This is a genomic window from Qipengyuania flava (assembly GCF_011762005.1).
GTDB lineage: Bacteria > Pseudomonadota > Alphaproteobacteria > Sphingomonadales > Sphingomonadaceae > Qipengyuania > Qipengyuania flava.
Map to the genome: position 1 here is coordinate 349,122 of NZ_JAASQU010000003.1, position 24,339 is coordinate 373,460.

The window sequence follows — 24,339 nt, forward strand, 5'->3', positions numbered from 1 at the left end:
TCAGGAAGATTGAGCGCGGCCACATGGTATGCAGCCGCGCTCCGTGCCACCCCCAACGCAGCAACGATCGATCGGTTCAATTTTTTGTCGGACGACCCGTTGACTCGTTTCGGCCCCGTCCCCAAATGACGCCCGCTGGCACTCTCGAGGAGCGAGTGCCAACGCATGTTTCACCTTCTTAGAAGAGAGGTCATCATCATGGCATTTCGTCCGCTGCACGACCGCGTACTGGTCCGTCGCATCGAAGCCGAGGAAAAGACCGCCGGCGGGATCATCATTCCCGACAGCGCCAAGGAAAAGCCGAGCGAAGGCGAGATCGTCGCCGTCGGTGAAGGCGCCCGCAACGAAGGCGGCGACCGCATCGCGCTCGACGTCAAGGCTGGCGACCGCATCCTGTTCGGCAAGTGGTCGGGCACCGAGGTCAAGCTCGATGGCGAAGACCTGCTGATCATGAAGGAAAGCGACATCATGGGGATCATCGGCTGATCGCCGGATCCTGACGCTATCCACCAGACACGTAAATTCCAGGAGAAACACCAATGGCAGCCAAGGACGTAAAGTTCGGCCGCGACGCGCGCGAAGGAATCCTGCGCGGCGTCGATACCCTCGCCAATGCCGTCAAGGTCACGCTGGGCCCCAAGGGCCGCAACGTCGTGATCGACAAGAGCTTCGGCGCCCCGCGCATCACCAAGGACGGCGTCACCGTCGCCAAGGAAATCGAACTCAAGGACAAGTTCGAGAACATGGGCGCGCAGATGATCAAGGAAGTCGCATCGAAGGCGAACGACGCCGCCGGTGACGGCACCACCACTGCCACCGTGCTGGCACAGTCGATCGTGACCGAAGGCATGAAGTCGGTCGCCGCGGGCATGAACCCGATGGACCTCAAGCGCGGCATCGATCTCGCCGTGACCAAGGTCGTCGAAGACCTCAAGGGCCGTTCGAAGGACGTCTCGGGCAGCGAAGAGATCGCCCAGGTCGGCGTGATCTCCGCCAATGGCGACCGTGAAGTCGGCGAAAAGATCGCCGAAGCCATGGAAAAGGTCGGCAAGGAAGGCGTGATCACCGTCGACGAATCGAAGGGTCTCGAATTCGAACTCGAAACCGTCGAAGGCATGCAGTTCGACCGCGGCTACCTGTCGCCCTACTTCATCACCAACCCGGACAAGATGACGGTCGAACTCGAAAACCCGTACATCCTGATCCACGAAAAGAAACTGTCGAACCTGCAGGCAATGCTGCCGGTGCTCGAAGCGGCGGTTCAGAGCGGTCGCCCGCTGCTGATCATTGCGGAAGACATCGAAGGCGAAGCGCTGGCGACCCTCGTGGTCAACAAGCTGCGCGGCGGCCTCAAGGTCGCAGCGGTCAAGGCTCCGGGCTTCGGCGATCGCCGCAAGGCCATGCTGCAGGACATCGCGATCCTGACGCAGGGCGAAATGATCAGCGAAGATCTCGGCATCAAGCTCGAGAACGTCACGCTGGGCATGCTCGGTGAAGCCAAGCGCGTCACCATCGACAAGGACAACACCACCATCGTCGACGGTGCCGGTTCGGAAGCCGACATCAAGGCGCGCGTTTCGGAGATCCGTACGCAGATCGACAACACGTCGAGCGACTACGACCGTGAAAAGCTGCAAGAACGTCTGGCGAAGCTCGCCGGCGGCGTTGCCGTGATCAAGGTCGGCGGTGCGACCGAAGTCGAAGTGAAGGAGCGCAAGGACCGCGTCGACGACGCGCTGCACGCAACCCGCGCAGCTGTCGAAGAAGGCATCGTCCCGGGCGGCGGTACTGCGCTGCTCTACGCGACCAAGGCTCTCGAAGGCCTCGAAGGCAGCAATGACGACCAGACCCGCGGCATCGACATCATCCGTCGTGCGCTGCAGGCCCCCGTTCGCCAGATCGCTACCAACGCCGGCCATGACGGTGCGGTGGTTGCTGGCAAGCTGACCGACGCCAACGACACCTCGCTCGGCTTCAACGCTGCGACCGACACCTATGAAGACCTGGTGAAGGCCGGCGTCATCGACCCGACCAAGGTCGTGCGCACCGCGCTGCAGGACGCCGCTTCGGTGGCTGGCCTGCTGATCACGACCGAGGCCGCGATCGTCGAGAAGCCCGAAGACAAGGCTGCCGCTCCGGCGATGCCCGACATGGGCGGCATGGGCGGTATGGGCGGCATGGGCTTCTAAGCTCACCACCCTACCCAAGGAATGGGGCCCGGCAGGAGCGATCCTGCCGGGCCTTTTCTTTGTTCGGTGCGAAAGCCTTGCCGGCCGGCGGATCAGCGCGGGGCGAACCGGCGGGCAGTATCGGCGTCGCGCGAGGCGGGATCGACGCAGACACGGGCGATCAGCGGGAGATGATCGGAGCCGATGTCGGGCCCGATCTCGAGCCGGTCGACCTTGACCCCGTCCTTCACGAATATCTGATCGAGCGGCCAGCCGATCCAGGCATAGTCCGCCGGGAATGTGGCGAAGCTGCCGCGTCCGGCACGCGGATCACGATAGCCGCCCTCGCGAATGAAGCGCGAGGTGGTCTTCGACCATGGAACATCGTTGAAATCGCCGATCGCCAGCACGTTCGACAGGCCGTCGGGTGTGAGAGCTCCCGCCCGGGCAATGTTCTCGTCGCGGGTCGCTGTGCTTTCGCCGGGCAGTGGCGGACGCGGGTGCAGGCCGATCACTTCGAAACGCGCCCCGTCACCCATGCGCAGCGTGGCATAGAGCGTCGGCGTCTGCGCCTCGTCATCGATCGGCATGGCCGCGCGATCGACCTCGAGCCGGGTGGCGAAGACCATGCCATAGGTGTTGTCGAGCGGACGCTCCAGCCGATAGCCATAGCCCGCCAGTTGCGGCTCCAGCGCCTCCACCCAGCGCCGATCGGTTTCCATCAGCAGCAGGATATCGGGGTCGACCCGCTCGATCAGCGCAGCGGTGTCGGCATGGCGCGCGTTGTCCTGCAGGACGTTGAAGGACAGCACGCTGGCGCAGCTCATCCCGTCCACCTCGTCGGGCAACGGAACTTGTGGCGCGGCAAGCACGGTATAGGGCCATAGCCGGAAGAGATTGATCCCGATGGCGAGAGTGGCGAGCCCGAGGACCAGCCAGCGGCGATCGCGCGCCAGCACGATACCCACGATGGCGAGGCCTGCGGCGAGATAGATCGAGGGCTCGCGCAGCATGTCGAGCATGCGCACCGAACCGCGGTTGGTATCGAGCAGCGAGACGAGCGCCGCCACCACCAGCAGAGCCAGGAGCGCGACCGCAATGACGCTGGTTACGTTCCGTACGCGCATCGCTCACCCCCCTGCCGGTTCGGGCCGCAGCCTCGTTTGGCGATCAGCCACCCTTGCGGCTGTCTTCCGCCGCGCGGGCGAGATCGTCGGGCCAGGTCACCTGCGTCTGCGTCTGCGGGTTGAACAGCCCGTCGGGATATTGCGCACCCTCGGCGGCGGCGATTTCCTCGGGCGTGAGGAATTCGCTCGGCTCCAGCGCGAAGACGTCGAGCCCGCGGGTGATTTCGGTCGCGTAAATGCGGCCATTGTACCAGTAGGCGCTCCAGTAACCACCGGTGACCAACTGCTCCTCGTCCACCGGCCCGCGGTCGAAATAGGCGATTTCGACAGGGTTCTTCGCATCGGTGAAATCGATCACCGAAATGCCCCCCTGGTACCACGCCTGGACGAAGATATCGCGTCCCGGCACCGGTATGATCGACCCGTTGTGCGCGACGCAGTTCTCCTTGTCGGTCTGCGGCGCGGGGATCTTGTAGAGGCTGCTGAATTCGAGCTTGCCGTCCTTGAGTTCGTAGATCGCGTTGGCGCCCCAGTCCATCGGGTCACCCGCCTGGCAACGCGGGCGTCCGCCCCCACCCCATTCATCGGTGAACAGCACCTTCGTGCCATCGTTGTTGAAGGTGGCCGAATGCCAATAGGCGAAACCGGTCTCGGTCACGTCGTCGATCCGCGTGGGCTGCAGCGGATCGGAAATGTCGAGCACGATGCCGTTGCCCGAACATGCCCCGGCCGCGATCCCCTTGGCCGGGAAGACGGTGATGTCGTGGCAGTGATCGGTGATGTTCGTGTCCTGCGTACCTTCGCCGTGGTCGCCGCCGAGCCACAGGCCGGCAATCCGTTCATCCTCGGCAAAGACGCGCGCGGACGAGGTGATCTGCGATGCGGCGGGGTTCGCCAGCGGCACTTCGATCACGTCGATGCTGAACAGCGCGGTGTTGTCGCCGCCGGTTTCGAAACAGCCTGCCAGTTCCTCGTTGGGACGCACGTAGGAGGTGCCTGAATTGTAGACCACGATGCGCGTGTCGTCCGCGCTCACCACCGAATGCGTGTGGCTGCCGCGGCAGGTCTGCACCTGGCCGACCTGCACCGGACGGGCGATATCGGAAATGTCGAAGATGCGCAGGCCACGGAACCGCTCCTCGCTGACGCGCTCGGCTACCCCGCCCAGCCCGCAATCGACGCGCGCGCGGCTGTCCTGCACGCTCATGAACAGCAGGTCGCCGACGATCGACACGTCGCCCTGCCCGCCGGGACAGACGACCGAGCTGACGAGGTTCGGCATGCCGTCCTCGCCGAGGCGATAGGCATTGAAGCCGTGATAGCTGCCGGCGACCAGCAGGTCGCCCGAGAAGGCCATGTCGGTATTGGCGAAGCTCAGCAGCGAGGAACGCTGGCCGAAACGGTCTTCCTCCTCGCCGTCTTCGCCTTCCTCGCCGCGCCCGGTCGCGCTGTCGTCCTCATCGGCGGCGGTGTCCTCATCCTCGATCGCGGGCTGGAGCTGCGCGGGGTTCTGCGGATCGAAGAAGCCCGTCGGCTTGGGCAGAGCGGCGACCTTGCGCAGATTGCTGATTGCCTCGCCCGCATCGCGGAAACCGGCGGCCAGGCCGACGCGCGGATCGCTCGACAATTGCGACAACAGCACGTTCATCCGCTCGATTTCGGTTTCCTGGTCGGCAACGATGTCGTTGGTGAACTCGAACATGACCGGATCGTAGGCGCTGCCCGGCTGGCGATGCAGTTCCTCGACCATCTCGATCGCGCCCTGGTGGTGGCGGATCATCAGCGTCAGGAACTGGCGGTCGAACTCGGTCCCCTGCGCTTCGGCCAGCGCTTCCATCTGCGCCGGCGACGCCATCCCCATCATCGCGTGATGCGCGCTATGATCCATCGCAGCATGGTTCATCCCCGCGTGATGCGACTTCGGCTGGCCGCCCGTAGCCTCGCCCCGCGCTTCGAGCCAGCCGCGCATGAAAGCGACCTCGTCGGCCTGCGAGCCGTCGATCCGGTCGGCGATGGAGCGCACCGCGTCATTGCTGGTCCGCTCGTTCACGAGTGCCGCCATTTCCACCGCCTGCAGGTGATGGACGATCATATCCTGCATGAACTTCACATCGGCCGGAGAATAGCGCGTGTCGGACAGGCGGATGGCCTCGTCCTCGTCGATCACGCGCGATTGCGCGCCCGGCGCGCCCGGCAGCACGATCGGTGCCTGCTGCGCGATCGCGGCACTGGCGGTGGACAGAAGCAGGCCGGTGGCCAGCACCCGAAAACTCTTGGTCATATTGGCAGTCCCCAAATTTTCCTCGCGCACACAAGGCCGTGCGCGGGACCAGGGGTCAAGCGCCAATTCCACCAACGACCACGGGCGGTCCGTCAGCTACGCGCGAATTTGCCCCGTCGCGGCCCGAGATAGCCGAACAGATAGGCCCCGACCTTGCGCATCTGGATTTCCTCCGCGCCCTCGGTGATGCGGTAGCGGCGGTGGTGGCGATAGATGTGCTCGAACGGCTTGTGCCGCGAATAGCCGATCCCGCCATGCACCTGCATCGCCCGGTCGGCGGCCTCGCACACCAGCCGGTTCGCCCAGTAATTGCACATCGACACCTTGTCGGAGATCGTCTTCTCGATCTCTTCATGCGGCATGTTGTCCATGTCCCAGGCGGTCTTGTAAATCAGCAGCCGCAGCATTTCGCATTGCGTCGCCAGCTCGACCAGCGGGAACTGGATCGCCTGGTTGCGCGCCAGTTCCTCGCCGAAGGGCTTGCGGGTGCGCGCATATTCGACGCTCTGCTCGACGCAATATTGCGCTGCGCCGAGCGATGAGGCCGCCTGGCGGATGCGGTTCTGGTGGACGAAGCTTTGCGCCAGCGCGAGCCCGCGTCCTTCGACACCCAGAATTGCCTCGTCGGGCACCCAGACATTGTTCACCGACAGCCGCGGGTGATCGGTGGGCATGTTGAAGGTCCACATCCATTCCTCGATCTCGAGCCCGGGGGTGGGATTGGGGACGAGGAAACAGGTGATCCCGCTGGCATCGCCATTCTCCCCGCCAGTGCGCGCGAACATCGCGCAATGCGTGGCGACATGCATGCCGGTGATCCACATCTTCTCGCCGTTGATGCGCCAGCCATCGACCCCGTCGCGCGTTTCGCGGACCGCCGTGGTTTCCATCCATGTGGCGTCGGAACCGTGATCGGGCTCGGTCAGCCCGAAGGCCACGCGGCGCGTGCCCTCGAAGCCGCCCGCGATAAATTCCTGCTTCTGCTCTTCGGTGCCGAAGGTCTCGAACATCGCGACGAAGGGGAAATTGCCGACGATCGAATGTTCGTTCTGCAGATCATTGTGCAGGCCGAGGCCGCGCTGTGCAAAGCGGTCGCGGATCACGGCCATCCACAGGTTCGAGCCATCCCTGCCGTTATATTTCTTCGGCGCCGAGAAACGCCAGTGTCCCGCTGCGTCTGCCGCCTTGCGGCATTCGCGCAGCAGGTCTTCCCATTCGTGGCTGGGCAGGCCGCCGCGCTCCCAATCGGTACGCGCGTCTTCGCGCCGATGGTCGAAGAAGCGGATATTGTCGTCCTTCGCCACCATCGGCTCGATCGTGTTCTCGATGAAGGCTTCGAGCTCGGCGTAATAATCCTCGAGATCCTGCGGTATCGCGAAATCCATCAATCCTCTCCCGTCCATTTGTCCCGCGCGCGCAACAGCATCGGGTATTTCGGCACGTCGGCGGCCAGCTTGTCGAGCGCGGCACGGCGCAGTGTCGCCAGCAGTCCCGGCGTCTCCAGCGTGACGCGACCCTCGAGCAGGTCCTGCGCGAGCAGGGCATCCTCCGCATCGCAGCCAGCCGCGTCGTTGCGCGCCAGCATGCCCAGCGCGTTGCGCGCGACCGCCAACTGGAAGCGGTCGTGCCCCTCCATGCGGTCCTTCACCGTAGCCAGCCATTCGCCGATCGCAGTGGCAATCTCGCCCGCGCTGGCTTCTCCGAGCGGTTCGGGCGCGGGCTCCACCGGGGGCATCGCGCGGGCCTGCTCACCCTCGGGCGCATCCTCTTCGAGCAACAGCAGCAGGTCGAGTTCCTGTTCGCTGGTCCGCCGCGAGATAACCACGCGTTCGAGCATGCGATCGTCGCCGCTGCGCCAGAAGGCGGCCATCCGCAGGCAGCCCAGAGCCCACCAGACGGTGCGATAGACCAGCCAGAAGCGGAACCGCGTCGCGTCGACGCTTGCGCCGCTTTCGGCTTCATAGGCAGCGACGTAATCCTCGAGCGAACCGAGGCCCAGTGCGGGGCGGTCCACGCGGGCGAAGCGCCACACCGCCATGCAGCCGAATGCCAGATCCTCGTGCCGGTCGCCGAAATGCGCCAGCTCCCAGTCGAGCACGCCGGTGAGGCGCGAATCCTGAGCCAGCAAATTCCCGAGCCGATAGTCGCCATGGTTCAGCACCGGGGCGACGGGTTCGGGGAGATTGTCGCGCAACCAGCGCAGGCCGAGCGCGATGATCGGCCGGTCCGCACCCGCATCCTCGAACTGCTGCGCCAGCCCGTCGACCGCTTCGCCATAGTCCATCTCGGGGACATCGCCCGGCAGGTCGGCGCGCGACAGCGAATGGATGTTTGCCAGATCGCGCGCGACTTCGCGAAGCAATTCGTCTGGCCGGTCCATTTCGAGAATGGCGCGCGGATCGGGGGTGCCGGGCAGCGCGCGCATGACGAAACCGCTGCCGATGCCATCGTCCGGTTCCAGTTCGACCAGTATCTCGGGAGCGGTCACCCCGGCAGCATGCGCGGCGCGGATGATCGCCGCCTCGCTGTCGTGGCCGAAGGGGCGCCCTTCCATGAAAGAGAGGCTCGGCGCGCGCCGGAGAACCAAGTCCTCGTCCCCGCTGGTCAACCGCCAGCTCTCCATCGTGGCTCCGCCGGTCAATCGGTGCACGCCTTCGGGTGCCGGCCTGCCGACCCTTGCGAGCGCGCTCGCCAACCCCTGTTCGAGCGCCTGCGCGCTTTCAGTCTCTCCCATGCAACCTATTTGTGCAGACAAACATGCGATCGCTCAAGCCCGGACCTCATTCGGGTCTGACACGTTGGAATCGCCAACGGATAAGAAACGAGGAGACCCATCCATGCGCCTTCCCCACAACGCCCATGTCGCGATCGTCGATGGCGAGAACTTCATCGTCATGCGCAACACCGGGCAACCCTTCGAACCCAAGCTCGAAAATGCGACCAAACCCGACCTCGACGCCACCAATTACAGTGCCGGCGTAAAGCACCAGGATTCGGTCAGCCAGGCATTGGGCCGGACCGATCTCGACGAGCTTGCACACGGCGCCGCGGCGGCCGAATGGCTCAACGCCAAGGCGGTGGCGGGCGATATCTCCGACCTGCTCGTTATCGCCGATCCCAAGACCTTGGGCGAAATGCGCCGCCACTATCATGGCGAGCTGGAGAAACGGCTGGTGGGAGAGATCGACAAGACCGTGACCGGCGAACCGACCGACAAGATCGAGCAGGTAATCGCAAAGGCCGAATAGGCCGAGATGCTTTAGTTCCGCCACATTTGGCGAATCTGTCGCGCTCGAAACACTTTTCGTCGCGCCATGCTTGTGCCGACCCTGGGGATAGCCGTTAAGCTTCGTCTAACCACATCACGTGTACAGGGTCGGCATGGGCAAACGATTTTTTGGCAGACTGCTGGCGATCGGGACAATGGCTTTGGCCACGCCCGCGCTGGCACAGAACCTGGGTTTCGAGTCGCAGTTCGATACGGTGCTCGGCACCGAGGTGCGGACACCGCAGAGCTATGACGCGGTCTATTCGACGCCGCTCGAACGACAGATCGCGCAACTTGCCGACGGGTCCAACGGCCGCATCGGCGTCTATGCGATCGATCTTGCGACGGGACGCGAAATCGGCGTTCTGGCCGACCAGCGCTTTCCCATGGCGAGCACCAGCAAGGTCGCGATTGCCGCAACTTTCCTTGCCGGGGTCGATGCCGGAAAGTGGAGCCTGACCAGCGAATTTCGACTACCGCGGCCGGGCGGCGCCTACATGCCCGCGCACCGTCACCTCAGCCTGATGATCAGCAAGAGCTGCAACGATTGTACCGATGCGCTGCTGAATGCCGTAGGCGGCCCGCGCGCGGTCAACAAATGGATGCAGGAGGCCGGTATCGAGGGCTTCCAGCTATCACGCGATATCGCGACGCTGATCCGCGAGGACGGCCGGATCGATCCTGCGTGGAGCGTCGATACCAAGGACAGTGCGACCCCGCGCGCGATGGGCCAGCTGCTCGCGGGTATCTACCAGGGCAAATGGCTGAGCGATTATTCGCGCCGCGTGCTGCTCGACGCGATGGAAGAGACCACCACCGGCAAGAGGCGCATGCGCTCCGCGCTGCCGCTGAGTGCCAATCTGGCGCACAAGACCGGAACGCTCGCGCGCACCGCCAGCGACATCGGCATCTTCCACACGCCCGACGGGCGGGCGATTGCTGCGGCGATCTATGTCACCGGCCAGAGCCCCTCGATGGCGATCGAGAATGGCAGCCGCGGGCAGAAGCTCGAGGCACGTGCAAATCGCGACGCGCGGATCTCGACGATCACCCAGGCGCTCTATTCGGGCTTCGGTCGACCGCTCGACGAAGGTCGCAACTGGGCCAATGCGGAATATGGCGGCGAATAAACGCTTCCGCCTTCCGGCATAGAAAAAGGGCGGCGCCGCGAGGCACCGCCCTTTCTTTTCGTGAACGCAAACCGTTCGCGAAGCGTGCGCGATTACTCGGCAGCAGCTTCTTCGACGGTTTCGCCTTCGACGGCTGCTTCGACTTCAGCGGTAGCTTCGTCGGCTTCAGCAGCAACGTCAGCCATTGCTTCGTCGGCGGTCGCTTCAACAGCTTCCATGTTGGCTTCAGCGTCTGCAGCCATTTCTTCGCCGGTCGCTTCAGCAGCGTCCTGGGTAGCTTCCGAGCAAGCAGCGAGGGTCAGGGCAGCAGCCGAAGCAGCAGCGAAAAGAGCGATCTTGCGCATAGTTCTAAATCCTTGAACAGCGAGTTTAGGATGCTTCCCGGGACAATCGCCCGTTCAGCTCGAGCCCCCAATTGGGGCCTCTGGGTGTCTAAATAATGGCGGAATTGGGGCGCCGCAAGCAGATTCGCCCAAATGGCGCCACATTCTCGCCTCATTTGCGCCCAATTCGGCAGAATTGCGCGGTTTGCGAAGTAGCGGAAAAAGGCGCTCGGCAAGCCGCCTAGCCGTTGCTAAGCCGCTTCGCCATGGGTGAAACACCGCATCTCTACCTCGTCGACGGCTCGGCCTACATCTTCCGTGCCTACCACCGCCTCCCCCCGCTGACCGATCCCGAAGGGACGCCGGTCGGCGCTGTCTACGGTTACACGACCATGCTGTGGAAGCTTGCCGACGATTTGCACAAGGCCGATGGCCCGACCCATCTGGCAGTGATTCTCGACAAGTCGAGCCACAGCTTCCGCAACGAGATCTACGATCAGTACAAGGCCAATCGCCCACCCCCGCCCGAAGACCTGGTGCCGCAATTCCCGCTGATTCGCGATGCCACGCGTGCGTTCAGCCTGCCCTGCATCGAGGAACCCGATGTCGAGGCGGACGACATGATCGCATCCTATGCGCGCGCGGCGCAAAAGCAGGGCTGGCACGTCACCATCGTGTCCTCCGACAAAGATCTGATGCAGCTCGTCGGCGAGGAGAACGGCGCGCGTATCGACATGCTCGACACGATGAAGAACGCCCGCATCTACATCGAAGAGGTCGAGGAAAAATTCGGCGTCACTCCCGAAAAAGTCGGTGACGTGCTCGCGCTCATGGGCGATTCGGTCGACAACATCCCCGGCATCTTCGGGGTTGGCCCCAAGACCGCGAGCAAGCTGATTGCCGAACACGGCGGGCTGACCGCGGCGCTCGACGCGGCCGACGGCATGAAGAAGAGCAAGCTCAAGGAACGGCTGATCGAGCACCGCGCGGATGCGGAGCTGAGCCGCGTTCTGGTGACCCTGCGCGAAGATTGCAGCCTGCCCGTCACGCTCGAGGACATGAAGCTCGACGAGGTCCCGCCCGAACCGCTCGCCGCTTTCCTCGGCAAGCATGGCTTCACCAGCCTGCTCAAGCGGCTCGAAGCGGGCAATGGCAGCCCTTCGCGCGCCACCGATCTCAACCCCGCGAAGCAGGACACCCCGGGCGCAGCCGCCACCAGCGACGGCAACCGCCAGCCGCTGCCCGATTACCCCGCGGTGGATCGCAGCGCCTATGAATGCGTCCAGACGATCGAGCGGCTGGAGCATTGGGTCGCGCGGGCACAGGATGCCCGGCTGGTGGCCGTCGATACCGAGACCAGTTCGCTCGATTGCATGCAATGCGATCTCGTTGGCATCAGCCTCGCGCTCGGTCCCAACGATGCCTGTTATATCCCGCTGGGACATGGCGGCAGCGACATGTTCGCCGAACGCCCGGCGCAGGTGGACAAGGCTGCCGCGCTGGCCGCGCTCGCCCCCATGCTGGCGAGCGATGCCGTGACCAAGGTGTTCCACAACGGCAAATACGATCTCAACGTGCTGGCCCGCAACGGCGTCGTCGTCGCACCCGTCGACGACACGATGATCATCAGCTTCGATCTCGATGCCGGCCGCCAGCTCGACGGCATCGGCGGCGGGCATGGCATGGACGAACTTGCCGAACGCCATCTCGGCCACACCTGCCTGACGTTCAAGGAACTCTGCGGGACGGGCAAGAAGGCGATCCCCTTCGGCGAGGTCCCGCTCGACAAGGCGACCGAATATGCGGCGGAAGATGCGGATGTAACCTGGCGGCTTTACAAGATGCTCAAGCCGCGACTGGCAACCGAGGGCGGAACGCGCATCTACGAGCGGGTCGATCGCGCGCTGGTCGCCGTGGTCGCGCAAATGGAGCGCCACGGCATCAAGGTCGACCGGACGCGATTGGCCAAGCTGTCGGAAGAATTCGCCACCGAGACCGCGCGACTGGAAAAGGAAATCCACGCCATCGCTGGCACCGAGTTCACCGTCGGCAGCCCCAAGCAGCTGGGCGAGGTTCTGTTCGACAACTTGGGCTACAAGGGCGGCAAGAAGGGCAAGAGCGGACAGTATTCGACCGACCAGAGCGTGCTCGAGCGCCTCTCGGGCGAGGGTGCGGAAATCGCCGGCAAGGTGCTCGAGTGGCGCCAGCTGGCCAAGCTCAAGAGCACCTATACCGACGCGCTGCAGCAGGCGATCAATCCCGAAACCGGGCGCGTGCACACCAGCTACAGCCTGGTCGGGGCGCAGACCGGGCGCCTGTCATCGACCGAACCGAACCTGCAGAATATCCCGATCCGCACCGAGATCGGCCGCCAGATCCGCGAAGCCTTTGTCGCCGATGACGGCAATGTCCTGCTCGCCGCCGACTATTCGCAGATCGAACTGCGGCTGGCCGCGCATATGGCCGACGTCCCCACGCTGAAGGAAGCCTTCGCGCAGGGCGAAGACATCCACGCCCGCACCGCGAAGGAAATGTTCGGCGAGGTCAACCGCGATACGCGCGGGCGCGCCAAGACGATCAATTTCGCCATTCTCTACGGCATCTCGCGCTGGGGGCTCGCGGGCCGGCTCGGCGTCGAGGCCGACGAGGCGCAAGCGATGATCGACACTTATTTTCAGCGCTTCCCGGGCATCCAGAAATACATCGTTCGCACGCTCGAACAGGTCCGCGAACGCGGATATTCGGAAACGCTCTTCGGCCGAAAGACGTGGTTCCCGCGCATCTCCTCGAAGAACCAGGCCGAACGCCAGGGCAGCGAGCGCGCGGCGATCAATGCGCCGATCCAGGGGACCAGCGCGGATATCATCAAGCGCGCCATGGTGCGGATGATGCCCGCACTCGAAGCCGCCGGGCTGGGCCATGTCCGGATGCTGCTGCAGGTCCATGACGAACTGGTCTTCGAATTGCCCGAGGGTGATGTAACCGCGGCATCCGAAGTGATCGAACGGGTGATGGCGGGCGCCGCCGAGCCTTCGGTCGAACTCGACGTCCCGCTGGGCGTCGAGATCGGCACGGGCACAAGCTGGGGAGCCGCACACTGACCGAGATCGAAGAATTCGTCGCGCGCACGCGTGACCCCAAGTGGATGAATGTCGCGCTGCTCGGCGTGATCGCTGCCGCGATGTTCGCAACGCTGTTCCTCGTCTACCAGACGGTGGAGGCCGAACGCGCGCAGCGCGAACAGGTGCGGCGGACGGTAGAGGTGCTCGAAGAGCTGCGCCAGGTGAGCCGCTCGGCGCTCAGCGGCGAGACGGGCCAGCGCGGCTATTTGATCACGCTCGACCGACGTTATCTCGCGCCCTACCAGGCCGGTCGCGAACAGATCGATCCCGCGCTCGAGCGCATTCGCGAACTGATCGGCGACGATGCGACCGCACGCCAGACCGAGCTGATCGACCAGATCGACGCGCTGGCGCGTGCCAAGTTCGACGAGATGGCCGGCGGCGTTCAATTGCTCGAGGATGGCCGCTTGCTCGATGCACGCCGCGCGATCCTGACCGACGAAGGCGTCGAGACGATGGAGCGCCTCAATCGCGCGATCGCCGAGATGCAGGACATCGAAAACGAAATCCTCGCCGAGCTCAGCACCGAGGCCGCGCGCACCGAGGCGCGCGTACTGCCGCTGCTGGGCGCGCTGTTCGTGCTGCTCATCCTGGCTATGTTCGCCGGCGCGCGGCTGGTCGGGCGGGCGGCGCGGGCCGAGGCCGAGGCCGCGCAGGCAGCGGTGGTCAGCGAGGCGCGCGACCGTGCCGACCTGCTGGCGCGCGAACTTAACCACCGGGTCAAGAACCTGTTCGCGGTGGTGCTCGCCATCGTGCAGATGAGCGCGCGCGACAAGCCCGAGGCGAAAGAGGTAACCGACAGCATTGCGCAGCGAATCCGCGCGCTGCTGACCGCGCATGAAGTCAGCCAGGGCGAGCTCGAACGGCCGGTGGCCTCGCTGCGCGCGCTGGTCGAAACCTCGCTCGCGCCCTATCGGTCGAGCAAGCATCCCGCGAAGATCGAAGGCCCCGACGTGATGCTGCCGGCCAAGCGCGTCACCCCGCTGGGGCTCGTGCTGCACGAATTGACCACCAATGCGGTGAAATATGGCGCATGGCGCAAGGAAGGCACCGTGCATGTCACCTGGACCGAACAGGACGGATCGGTGCGGCTGGAATGGCGCGAGACGGGAGCCGAGCTCGAGGAGTTGCCCGATCGCAAGGGTTTCGGCAGCTTGCTGATGACCAGCGCCGCGAGGCAATTCGGCGGCACATTCGAGCGCGATTTCAATGCGGACGGGCTGACCGTCACCATCGTGCTGCCGGTGGGTGACTAGGCTTGCCGACGGCCCGGCGTCACCATAGGCTTTAGCGCATGCTGGACCGCTACGACCCGCGTAATTGGCCGATTTCGTATGAAGGTGTGATCCACACGCTGATCGTGCTGGGCAGCGCAGTGCTGCTGGCGTTGGTCGCGCACTGGGTGGTTTTCGCGCTGCTGCGTCGGCTTGCACGCAGTTCGGAGAGCACGATCGACGACATGGTCGTCGAAGCGGTGCGCAAGCCGCTGCGCTGGGCGACGATCGCCTTTGCCATCGCCGCCGCCGCAGAAAACGACGCGCTGGTGGGACGCGGCTGGGACATGCTCGCGAGCTTCCTCGTTCCCGCGGTGATCGGCTGGGTGGCCTATGCGATCGTGCGCGGGCTGGCCCGCGGCTACGAAGCGAAGATCAGCGAGGCAAGCGATCCGGTCGCGCAGCGCGGGCGGCTGACGCGGATCGCGATCCTTTCGCGCACGGTGAAGGTGGGAATCATCATCGTCACCGTTTCGCTGATCATGCTGAACATCCCCGGCGTGCGCGACGTCGGCACCACGCTGCTCGCATCGGCCGGTCTGGCGGCCCTTGCAGTGGGTGCCGCCGCGCAGCCGGCACTCAAGTCGCTGATCGGCGGCCTGCAAATGGCGATCACCCAGCCGCTACGGATTGGCGATCTCGTCAAGGTCGATGGCCAGGCTGGCCGGGTCGAGGAAATCCGCATGAGCTTCGTCACCATCCGGACCTGGGACGAACGCGTGCTGGTGGTGCCGACCATCCGTTTTCTCGACGAGAGTTTCGAGAACTGGTCGCGCGTCGACGAGCGCCTGACCGGTCCGGTGATGCTGCATCTCGATCCGATCGCGGACGTCGAGCCGATCCGCGCCGAATTCGAACGCTACGTGCAGGCGCACGAATTGTGGGACGGCCGCAACCTGCAGCTGCTCATGACCGAAGCCTATCCCGAGAGCGTCGAACTGCGCCTGTCGATGAGCGCGGAAACCATCGGCGACCTGTGGGTTCTGCGCTGCGGGGTGCGCGAACACATGCTGACTTGGCTACGCGAACACCAGCCCGATGCGCTGATCAGGCATCGTCTCGAGGTTCCCGGCGGGCACCCCAAGGCCGAGGAACCGGCCGCGCCCTGACCTGTCGCATAAGCGGCGGATCTAGAGCGCGGCTGCGGTCCTAGCCGGTGGTTTCGGGCCCGTGCTTCTCGTCGCGCGTGCTTTCGACCATGCCCTCGTAGAGGAAGCCGATCGGCCGCACTTCGGCCGCGCGCTTTTTCAATTCGCCGCGCATCTTCTTGTATTCGGCTTCCATCTTCGGGGTCACCGTCGCCCGGCTGTCCTTGAGCGCTTCGGCGAAGTCGGTCGCGGAAACCTCCTGCACCTCGCTGCCCACGCGGTGCAGTGCATTGAGGCCCGCACGACGCACTACGTCTTCGAGATCCGCCCCGGTAAAGCGCGCGGTCTTGTCCGCCACGACGGCCAGATCGACATCTGCCGCCAGCGGCATGTCCTTGGTATGGATACCGAGGATCTGCTCGCGGCCCGCCTTGTCGGGCGTACCGACATAAACCAGCTCGTCGAAACGACCCGGGCGCAGCAGCGCCGGATCAACCAGCGTCGGGCGATTGGTCGCGCCGATCACCACGACCGACTGGAGTTCTTCCAGCCCGTCCATTTCCGCGAGGATTGTGTTGACCACGCGGCCGGTGACCTGCGGCTCGCCCTGCCCGCTGCCGCGGGCCGGAACGAGGCTGTCGATCTCGTCGATGAAGACGACGCAGGGCGCAACCGCGCGGGCGCGCTTGAACATGCGCGCGATCTGCTGCTCGCTCTCGCCATACCATTTCGACAGCAGGTCCGAGCTCTTCATCGAGATGAAATTGGCCTTCGCCTCCTTGGCCACCGCCTTGGCAAGCAGCGTCTTGCCCGTGCCCGGGGGGCCATAGAGCAGGAAGCCCTTCGCCGGTCGGATTCCGAGGCGGTGGAAGGCCTCGGGGTTCTTCATCGGCAGTTCGATGCCTTCCTTGAGCTTCTCGATCGAATCGCCCACCCCGCCAATGTCGGACCAGCCGACCTTGGGGACCTGAACCATGACTTCGCGCATTGCCGAAGGCTGGATCCGCTTGAGCGCGGAAAGGAAATCCTCGCGCCCGACATAGAGCTCGTCGAGCACTTCGGGCGGGATCGTACGCTCGTCGAGGTCGATCTTGGGCATGATCCGGCGCACCGCATCGATCGCCGCCTCGCGCGCCAGCGCCGCGATATCGGCGCCGACGAAGCCATAGGTCGCGCGCGCCAGTTCGCCGAGATCGACCCTGTCGCCCAAGGGCATGCCGCGCGTGTGGATGCCGAGGATCTCGCGCCGCCCCTGCTCGTCGGGGACGCCGATCACGATTTCGCGATCGAAGCGGCCCGGACGGCGCAGCGCCTCGTCGATGGCATCGGGGCGGTTGGTGGCCGCGATCACCACGAGGTTCGAACGCGCCTCGAGCCCGTCCATCAGTGTCAGCAATTGGGCGACGAGGCGCTTTTCCGCCTCGCCCGGGACACGGTCGCGCTTGGGGGCGATCGAATCGATCTCGTCGATAAACACGATGGCGGGCGCGTCCTTGCTGGCCTGTTCGAACACTTCGCGCAGCGCCTTTTCGCTCTCGCCATAGCCCGAACCCATGATCTCGGGTCCGTTGATGGTGAAGAAATTGGCATCGCTTTCGTTAGCGACCGCTTGCGCGAGCCGCGTCTTGCCGGTGCCTGGCGGTCCGTGCAGCAGCACGCCCTTGGGCGGATCGACACCCAGCCGGGTGAACAGTTCCGGATAGCGCAGCGGCAGTTCAACCATTTCGCGCAATTGCTGGATGGTTTCCTCCATCCCGCCGACATCGTCGTAATTGACCACTGCGCGCGCATCGCGCGGCGCCTCGAATTCGGCGCGCAGCTCGACCTCGGTATCCTCGTCGATATGGACGATGCCCTTGGGGCTGGTCGACACGACGCTCAGCCGGATCTGGGTGAGCGCATAGGCGGGCGCGTTGAACATGCGGCGCACTTCGGGCGGCATGTTCTGCACCGGCTGCTGGCCGGTGGTCGCCACGAGGTCGCCCGCTACCAGCGGCTTGCGGAAGAAGTTGCGCTTGAGCGCCTGTGCCGGACCCTGCAGCCGCATCTCGCGCTGTGCGGGGGCAAAGACCACGCGGGTCGCGGGCCGCGATTCGGCCACCGCCACGCGCACATGTTCGCCCGACCCGACTTCGGCATTGCCGCGCTGGAGCCCATCAAGCCGGATGACATCGAGGCTCTGGTCTTCGTCGTAGGCAGCCATGGCGACCGCCGCGGTCGCGCGCTTGCCGGTGATTTCGACCAGGTCGCCCTCGGTGATCCCCAGCGCCTGGAATGCGGAACGCGGCATGCGCGCGATGCCCTGTCCGCTTTCTTCCTGCCGCGCCGCTGCAACCTGCAGCCTAACAGTGGTGTCATCTGGAGTGGTTGCAGCGTCCGCATCGGCCATTGAGCTGGGTTCCCGTTACCTGTTCGCGTCGTGCGGCCCCAATTGGGGACCGGGCTCATCGGATGCAATGAGCGAGCCCTGCGTGAAGGTCCAGCGGCAAGAAAAAAGCCCGGCTGGCGAACCAACCGGGCTTGGAAGTCTTGGGAGAGGATGCCTGAAAGGCACGTCCGATATGTTCGACGGCACGGTTTTGTGCAAGTGCGAAAAGGACAAACTAGATTGCACAAAGCGCAACGGTCTTTCGCATTGCGCGCCTAAGGCATTGTATTTCAATTTCTTTACAATGCATGCTCGGCGCGGATCTCTTTTTGCAGCGCACAATATCCGACGGTTTGTGCACTTGCAGCGCAGCCGGGCGCACGGAATCGAGGCGCGCCCTAGGGCGGCTGCGGGGCGAAGACCAGCCCAATTTGCCGCCTCCCGAGCGAGTCTTTCCTCCGAAGCGGGCGGTTCGGGATCGCATTCGCTGCTATGGAACGCCGAACCGCAACCGACTCGACCAACGGAGCCCACCCCATGATTCGCCTTGCCCTGATCACCACCGGAAGCCTCGTGCTTGCCGGATGCGCGACCGCAACCGGCGCTCCGATCGCTGCGGAGGCGCCAACCGCTTCCCCGGTGGCGGCGAGTAGCGGCGATGCGCCCGATACGATGCGCTGGCTCTACGGCTCCGGCGAAGCTGCCGCCGCATCGATCCAGACCTGGCGGCAAATCGCCGATTATGCAGTGGCGGTGGCTAGCGCAGGCGCCACCCCGCGCTCAGTCCCGATGGGGTTGCCCGGTTACGAGGGGGGGATCGGCGCGCCGTCCTGCACATCCGACGATGGCGTACAGAAGCCGTTGGCGGCCGTTTTCGATGTCGACGAGACGGTTCTGCTCAACACCGGTTACGAATATTGGCAGGCGCTCAGCGGCAAGGGTTTCGATCCCGCAGAATGGGGCCAGTGGGAACGCGGGGGCGCGGGTATAGCGCCCCCCGTACCCGGCGCGGTGACCGGCATACGTCGCCTGCGCGAGGCAGGCATAACCGTTATCTTCAACACCAATCGCGATACGGGTTCGGCCGCAGGCACGGTCGCGGCGCTCGAAGCGGCCGGCGTCGGCCGAGCGGTCCATCGCGAAACGCTGTTCCTGCGCGGCGACGATGCGATGGGCGGTCGCAAGGACGGACGCCGCGCGCGAATCGCGGAGACGCATTGCGTCATCGCGATGGCGGGCGACAATCTCGGCGATTTCGCCGATGTCTTCAATGCGGACGAAAGCGCGATCCAGCAGCGCCGCGCTATGGTTGCCCGCGGCGATTATGCGCGCCTGTGGGGCAATGGCTGGTTCCTCGTGCCCAACCCGGTCTACGGCGCATGGCAGGAAGGCACCATCGACCAGGTCTTCCCGCCCGAAACCCGGTGGAGACCGCAAATCGGCGACGCACCCGCGATTATGGAACAATAGCGGCCGTTGCGGGAGTCGCGGCCGGCCGCGCCTAGGCTTCCAGTTCGATGTCCCAGTACAGCCAGTCGCGCCACGTTTCGTGGAGATAGTTGGGCGGGAACATCTTGCCGTGCTGCTGCAACTGCCAGTGCGTCGGACGGATCGGTTCGCTGTACAGCTGCATCCCCGCCTGTTTCGGGGTGCGGCCGCCCTTCTTCATGTTGCAGGGCGCACATGCGGTAGCGATGTTCTCCCACGTGGTCTTCCCGCCCAGCCTGCGCGGCACGACGTGGTCGAAGGTCAGATTGTTCATCGCGCCGCAGAACTGGCAACTGAACCGGTCGCGCAGGAAGACATTGAACCGCGTGAAGGCGGGAAACTCGCTCGGCTTCACATATTGCTTGAGCGCGATCACGCTGGGGATCTTCATGTCGAGCGAGGGAGAATGAACCTCGCGGTCGTAGGTCTCGATCACATCGACCCGGTCGAGGAAGATCGCCTTGATCGCGGTCTGCCACGGCCACAGGCTCAGCGGATAGTAGGACAGCGGGGTGTAGTCCGCGTTGAGGACGAGCGAAGGGCACGACTGCAGATTGCGCGTCGGGTCTTCCTCGGTACTCCGGAACCTCGCGGCCCGTTCCAGCAGTTCGGCCTTGAACACGTCTCGCGGTCCTCCCCGATCTCTTGGGATGGAAGATGCACTTGCACGGGCAAGCGTCAAGACTGTTACAGACAGGCTATCCACAGCCTGTCCACGCACTTGCCAGCAGCGCGAGCGTAGCGGATGAGGCGGGCGATGATCGTCACGCGCTTCGCTCCCAGCCCGAATGGGCCGTTGCACTTGGGCCACGCCTATTCGGCCATTCTCGCGCATGATCTCGCGCGCGATGCCGGCGGCCGCTTCCTGCTGCGGATCGAGGATATCGACGGCCCGCGCTCGCGGCCCGAACTCACCGACGCCTTCCGTCGGGATCTCGAATGGCTCGGGCTCGAATGGGAAGAAGTGCCCGCGCAATCGACCCGGCTGGAAAGCTACGAACAAGCCGCGCGCGGGTTGCTGCGACGCGGCTATCTCTATCCCTGCACCTGTACGCGGGCCGAAATCGAGGCGCTCGAGCCGCGACTGGGATCGCAGGGCGCGATCTATCCGGGCACGTGCAAGGGCGCGCGCCTCGATCCCGCGAAGCCCGCCGCGCTGCGGCTCGATGTCGATCGGGCAATGGCCGATACGGGCGACCTGGTCTGGGAGGACGCGCTGGCGGGAAAGCAGGTGGCCGATCCGCGCGAGGCAGGCGACGTGGTGATCGTGCGCAAGGATGCTCCGGCGAGCTACCATCTGGCTGCTACGCTCGACGATGCGTCCGACGGGGTGACGCTGGTGACGCGAGGGGCGGACCTGTTTCCTGCCACGCACATTCATCGCCTGCTGCAGGCGCTGCTCGGCCTTCCGGTACCGCGGTGGCATCATCATGCCTTGCTGCTCGACGAGAGCGGCCGGAAGCTGGCCAAGCGGCGCGGCTCGCCCTCGCTCGCCGACCGACGCGGCGCCGGGGAGGACGGACTGTTGCTTGCCCAGCAACTCCGCTTGCACCGATTTCCGTCTGGCATTTCGCTCGCGAGCGCCTAGATCAGCCGGGCTATGACAACATTCCTCACCATTCTCCTCGTCATCCTCATGGTTCTTGTGGTCGCCTCGCTCGTGCGCGGGATCGTTGCCTTCCTGAAAAGCACGAAGATCGACCTGGAAAGCGGTGAGCAGACCGACGCGACCGACATGCAATTGCTGCAGAACAAGATGATGTTCGCGCGCATCAAGTATCAGGCGCTGGCGGTGGTGGTGGTCGCGATCATCCTCGCGGTGGCCAGCTAGAGGCCGGGCGGAACTGCGGGTTTGGTCAAGCTCAACAAGATCTACACGCGTACGGGCGATGCTGGCACCACCGGCCTTGTCGACGGATCGCGCCTGCCCAAGCACGACGTGCGGATGGAAGCGATTGGCGCGGTTGACGAAGCCAACAGCGCGCTGGGGCTTGCCGCAGCGATCCTTGGCGACAACGAGCATGCACAGCAGCTTTTCCGGATCCAGAACGACCTGTTCGATCTGGGCGCGGATCTCGCGACGCCCGCGACAGAGGATGACGATTTCGCGCCGTCGGAGATGGTCCTGCGCATGGTTGCGGCCCAGACCGCTTGGCTCGAACAGGCGATCGATGCGGCCAACGCAAACCTCGAACCGCTGACCAGCTTTGTTCTTCCCGGTGGAAGCGAGGCTTCTGCGCGTCTGCACGTCGCCCGCGCCGCGACCCGTCGCGCCGAACGCGCCATGACCGCCATGGCCGAGCAATTGCGCACCAACCCGCAGGCGCTGGCTTACATCAACCGCCTCTCCGACTATCTCTTTGTGCTCGCTCGCACGGCTAACGATGGCGGGCGCAGCGATATCAAATGGGTCCCCGGCGCAAACCGCTAAGCGGGCGCTAGCCAGCGCGCCACGCCTTCGCTAGTGCACACGCCTTGCTGCACTTGCGAAAGGATACCCAGATGAACAAAACGGTCGCCATCATCGGTGCGGGCCAAATGGGCTCGGGCATTGCGCAGACCGTCGCCGCGCACGGTATGGACGTATTGCTGGCCGACGTCAGTCTCGATGTCGCCGAGCAGGCGCACAAGTCGATCGACAAGGCGCTGGGTAAGCTGGTCGGCAAGGGTAAGCTGGAGATCGCCGACGCGGAGGCCACGCTCGCGAGAATCACACCGGTGGGCGACTATGCGCCGATGAAGGACGCGAGCCTCATCATCGAGGCCGCCACCGAAAAGGAAGAGATCAAGCAGGCGATCTTCGGCAAGGCGGGCGAGATGCTGGCGCCCGACGCGATCATGGCTTCGAACACCAGTTCGATCCCGATCACCCGCATGGCCAATTATGCGCCCGATCCGGCGCGCTTCATCGGCCTGCACTTCTTCAATCCGGTTCCGGTGATGAAGCTGATCGAGGTGATCCCGGGTCTCGCGACCGCACAGGCGACCACCGATCGCACGACCGCTTTCGCCGAAAGCCTGGGCAAGGAAGTGGTCCTGTCGCAGGACGAGCCGGGTTTCGTGGTCAACCGCATCCTGCTGCCGATGATCAACGAAGCCATCTTCGTACTCGGCCAGTCGACCGCCGATATCGAGGATATCGACAAGGGGTGCCGCCTTGGTCTCAACCATCCGATGGGGCCGCTGCAATTGGCCGATTTCGTCGGGCTGGATACCTGTCTCGACATCATCATGGTGCTCTACAAGACCACCCGCGACGCCAAGTATCGCCCTGCACCGCTCTTGGTGAAATATGTCGAGGCGGGCTGGCTGGGCCGCAAGACCGGTCGCGGCTTCTACGACTATTCGGGCGAACAGCCGGTCCCGACCAGGTAATCTGCTGAGTGCGGTAGGGCGTCGGCCGCTTCGGTACCGGGCTGCATGCACCAACCGACGGAACCCTACCCCCTCGCTTTCCGTTTCTCCTCCAAAGGAGAATTCGAATGAGCAATGCCAAAGCTGAAAGCCAGGAGATGCGCCAGTCGGGCCTCGCGCCCGAGACGCATAATGACGAGCAGGACGACCATCGCAACCAGGCCCAGGAAGTGAGCGAGGAAGCGCAGCATCAGAGCCGCGAAACCGGCTCGCCCACCGAAAGCGTCAAGGACGACAACAAGAGCGGGCTGATGAATGATTCGACGCAGGACACGGTCGATCACATGCGCGACATGGAAAGCTCGGGCCGGGTCGACATGGGCGCCTATCGCGGCGAACCCAATCACGATGACAATGTCGACAAATACGGTAAGTCAGCCAAGCCCGACGGGCTGCGCGGCGACGGCACCTAATCCGCAAGGTTGCCGTTGTTGAGGATCCACAGCCCCGCGGTGAGGATTACCGAACCGGCGGCAACCGCATAGGCGAGAACGCGAAAGTTCGGAGTAGACACCGCTTCGAACTGGTGCGCGTCGAGCTTCTCCATCGTGTGGCAGGCGCGCCGCTGTGCAGTGATCGCCAACCATCCACCCGCCAGGATGAACATGGTGGCGATGGCCTTGGCGAGCCATGGCGGATCGAAGGCGCCGAACACCGCCTTGAACCCCAGACCGATACCGATTGCGGCAAAAGCGGTGCGCATCCAGCCCGCGAATGTCCGTTCAAGCGCCATGATGTTGCGGTCTTCCGCAAGATCGGTACGCAATTCGGCCCATTCGGTCGATTTGTCGGGGTCTTCGGGTGGATCATCCTGGGCCATGCAGGTTCAACCGGGTTTGCGCGCCCCGGTTCCGCCGCGGTTACTCGACGATCTCGACGGGCGGCGCTTCGGGCGGCGGCTCGATCGCGATGACGCGTCCGGTATCAGTGATTGGGCGCGCGTCGTTGATCAGGTGGCTATCGTCCTGTGGCTGCGGCACGAAGGGTTCCGGCGTAGCGGGGCCCGATTCGACGCTTTCGGCATACCAGGACGACAGCGAGCCCTGTTGTGGTCTTTGCACCGGCTCCTCGCGCGGTTCGGGAGGTTGGCGGACGTTCCCCGGTGGCGCACTGCCCTGTACGATAGCATCAGGGCCGTCTTCGCCGATCTTGCCGATCACCCCCGGATCCTCTTCGCGACCCACCAGCAGCATGACGGCAACGAGGAACACGCCCACGAGCGCGAGTTTCTTTATCAATCCGGGAGGCAGGCCGTCTTCCATGACGCAGCACCATAGGCCGCGCAGGG

22 protein-coding genes are annotated in these 24,339 nt (G+C 64.6%); 13 read left to right on the plus strand and 9 right to left on the minus strand.

Translation table 11 applies throughout. The features are described from left to right. Nucleotides 1-198 precede the first annotated feature (198 nt). The gene (gene groES, locus FHS69_RS12140; RefSeq protein WP_166777887.1) at nucleotides 199-486 is read left to right on the plus strand and encodes a co-chaperone GroES; all 288 of its coding nucleotides are present in this window, start codon (nucleotides 199-201) and stop codon (nucleotides 484-486) included. 53 nt (nucleotides 487-539) lie between these two features. Continuing rightward, nucleotides 540-2,189 carry a chaperonin GroEL gene (gene groL / locus FHS69_RS12145; RefSeq protein WP_067674651.1) on the plus strand — a complete coding sequence of 550 codons (1,650 nt, stop codon included), beginning with the start codon at nucleotides 540-542 and terminating at the stop codon, nucleotides 2,187-2,189. Between the two features lie 92 nt (nucleotides 2,190-2,281). On the opposite strand, the gene FHS69_RS12150 is transcribed toward groL, so the two are convergent. The 4 genes from FHS69_RS12150 to FHS69_RS12165 form a co-directional block, all read right to left on the minus strand. Beyond that, a complete protein-coding gene (locus tag FHS69_RS12150; protein WP_166777888.1) occupies nucleotides 2,282-3,295 on the minus strand; it encodes an endonuclease/exonuclease/phosphatase family protein in 1,014 nt (337 codons plus the stop codon). Nucleotides 3,296-3,338: 43 nt separating this feature from the next. Beyond that, a complete protein-coding gene (locus FHS69_RS12155) occupies nucleotides 3,339-5,576 on the minus strand; it encodes a DUF305 domain-containing protein (protein ID WP_166777889.1) in 2,238 nt (745 codons plus the stop codon). A 92-nt stretch (nucleotides 5,577-5,668) separates the two neighbouring features. Next, entirely contained in the window at nucleotides 5,669-6,961 is a 1,293-nt protein-coding gene (locus FHS69_RS12160) for an acyl-CoA dehydrogenase family protein (RefSeq protein ID WP_166777890.1), read from the minus strand. After that, nucleotides 6,961-8,310, minus strand: coding sequence for a phosphotransferase (locus FHS69_RS12165; protein WP_166777891.1), 1,350 nt, complete (start codon nucleotides 8,308-8,310; stop codon nucleotides 6,961-6,963). The genes FHS69_RS12160 and FHS69_RS12165 overlap by 1 nt, the downstream gene beginning before the upstream one ends. A gap of 103 nt (nucleotides 8,311-8,413) precedes the next feature. Here FHS69_RS12165 and FHS69_RS12170 point away from each other — a divergent pair, with 103 nt between their 5' ends. Both FHS69_RS12170 and FHS69_RS12175 read left to right on the plus strand, forming a co-directional pair. Next, nucleotides 8,414-8,824, plus strand: a complete 411-nt coding sequence (locus tag FHS69_RS12170) for a baeRF12 domain-containing protein (RefSeq protein ID WP_067463454.1) — start codon at nucleotides 8,414-8,416, stop codon at nucleotides 8,822-8,824. A gap of 175 nt (nucleotides 8,825-8,999) precedes the next feature. Beyond that, a complete protein-coding gene (locus tag FHS69_RS12175; RefSeq protein ID WP_224801878.1) occupies nucleotides 9,000-9,974 on the plus strand; it encodes a serine hydrolase in 975 nt (324 codons plus the stop codon). A 92-nt stretch (nucleotides 9,975-10,066) separates the two neighbouring features. On the opposite strand, the gene FHS69_RS12180 is transcribed toward FHS69_RS12175, so the two are convergent. After that, nucleotides 10,067-10,318, minus strand: coding sequence for a hypothetical protein (locus FHS69_RS12180; protein WP_067463448.1), 252 nt, complete (start codon nucleotides 10,316-10,318; stop codon nucleotides 10,067-10,069). A gap of 245 nt (nucleotides 10,319-10,563) precedes the next feature. Here FHS69_RS12180 and polA point away from each other — a divergent pair, with 245 nt between their 5' ends. Genes polA through FHS69_RS12195 form a run of 3 tightly spaced genes read left to right on the plus strand, consistent with a single transcriptional unit; the run spans nucleotide 10,564 to nucleotide 15,802 of the window. Next, complete coding sequence (gene polA, locus FHS69_RS12185) at nucleotides 10,564-13,398, plus strand: DNA polymerase I (protein WP_166777892.1); 2,835 nt, start codon at nucleotides 10,564-10,566, stop codon at nucleotides 13,396-13,398. 44 nt (nucleotides 13,399-13,442) lie between these two features. Further along, on the plus strand, nucleotides 13,443-14,675 hold the full coding sequence (locus FHS69_RS12190) for a sensor histidine kinase (RefSeq protein WP_166777893.1): 1,233 nt from the start codon (nucleotides 13,443-13,445) through the stop codon (nucleotides 14,673-14,675). A gap of 38 nt (nucleotides 14,676-14,713) precedes the next feature. After that, nucleotides 14,714-15,802 carry a mechanosensitive ion channel family protein gene (locus tag FHS69_RS12195; RefSeq protein WP_166777894.1) on the plus strand — a complete coding sequence of 363 codons (1,089 nt, stop codon included), beginning with the start codon at nucleotides 14,714-14,716 and terminating at the stop codon, nucleotides 15,800-15,802. A gap of 40 nt (nucleotides 15,803-15,842) precedes the next feature. Here FHS69_RS12195 and FHS69_RS12200 read toward each other — a convergent pair whose 3' ends face one another. Continuing rightward, complete coding sequence (locus tag FHS69_RS12200) at nucleotides 15,843-18,170, minus strand: CDC48 family AAA ATPase (RefSeq protein WP_130585548.1); 2,328 nt, start codon at nucleotides 18,168-18,170, stop codon at nucleotides 15,843-15,845. A gap of 516 nt (nucleotides 18,171-18,686) precedes the next feature. Here FHS69_RS12200 and FHS69_RS12205 point away from each other — a divergent pair. Next, nucleotides 18,687-19,619 (plus strand): 5'-nucleotidase, lipoprotein e(P4) family, encoded by a 933-nt coding sequence (locus FHS69_RS12205; RefSeq protein ID WP_166777895.1) that lies wholly within the window; start codon nucleotides 18,687-18,689, stop codon nucleotides 19,617-19,619. Nucleotides 19,620-19,650: 31 nt separating this feature from the next. Here FHS69_RS12205 and FHS69_RS12210 read toward each other — a convergent pair whose 3' ends face one another. Then, entirely contained in the window at nucleotides 19,651-20,241 is a 591-nt protein-coding gene (locus FHS69_RS12210; protein WP_172603214.1) for an HNH endonuclease, read from the minus strand. A 153-nt stretch (nucleotides 20,242-20,394) separates the two neighbouring features. Between FHS69_RS12210 and gluQRS the strand changes: the two genes are divergently transcribed. From gluQRS to FHS69_RS12235, 5 genes are all read left to right on the plus strand, one after another. Continuing rightward, nucleotides 20,395-21,225: a tRNA glutamyl-Q(34) synthetase GluQRS gene (gene gluQRS, locus FHS69_RS12215; protein WP_166777896.1), complete on the plus strand. Its 831-nt coding sequence runs from the start codon at nucleotides 20,395-20,397 to the stop codon at nucleotides 21,223-21,225. A 12-nt stretch (nucleotides 21,226-21,237) separates the two neighbouring features. After that, nucleotides 21,238-21,468, plus strand: coding sequence for an HIG1 domain-containing protein (locus FHS69_RS12220; protein ID WP_166777897.1), 231 nt, complete (start codon nucleotides 21,238-21,240; stop codon nucleotides 21,466-21,468). Between the two features lie 21 nt (nucleotides 21,469-21,489). Beyond that, on the plus strand, nucleotides 21,490-22,068 hold the full coding sequence (locus tag FHS69_RS12225; protein ID WP_166777898.1) for a cob(I)yrinic acid a,c-diamide adenosyltransferase: 579 nt from the start codon (nucleotides 21,490-21,492) through the stop codon (nucleotides 22,066-22,068). 71 nt (nucleotides 22,069-22,139) lie between these two features. Continuing rightward, nucleotides 22,140-23,012, plus strand: a complete 873-nt coding sequence (locus tag FHS69_RS12230; RefSeq protein WP_166777899.1) for a 3-hydroxyacyl-CoA dehydrogenase NAD-binding domain-containing protein — start codon at nucleotides 22,140-22,142, stop codon at nucleotides 23,010-23,012. Between the two features lie 107 nt (nucleotides 23,013-23,119). Beyond that, nucleotides 23,120-23,464 carry a hypothetical protein gene (locus tag FHS69_RS12235; protein WP_166777900.1) on the plus strand — a complete coding sequence of 115 codons (345 nt, stop codon included), beginning with the start codon at nucleotides 23,120-23,122 and terminating at the stop codon, nucleotides 23,462-23,464. Here FHS69_RS12235 and FHS69_RS12240 read toward each other — a convergent pair. Further along, the gene (locus FHS69_RS12240) at nucleotides 23,461-23,871 is read right to left on the minus strand and encodes a YidH family protein (RefSeq protein ID WP_166777901.1); all 411 of its coding nucleotides are present in this window, start codon (nucleotides 23,869-23,871) and stop codon (nucleotides 23,461-23,463) included. The two genes, FHS69_RS12235 and FHS69_RS12240, sit on opposite strands and share 4 nt — an antisense overlap. Nucleotides 23,872-23,911: 40 nt before the next feature. Beyond that, on the minus strand, nucleotides 23,912-24,313 hold the full coding sequence (locus FHS69_RS12245; protein ID WP_166777902.1) for a hypothetical protein: 402 nt from the start codon (nucleotides 24,311-24,313) through the stop codon (nucleotides 23,912-23,914). Nucleotides 24,314-24,339: the final 26 nt, after the last annotated feature.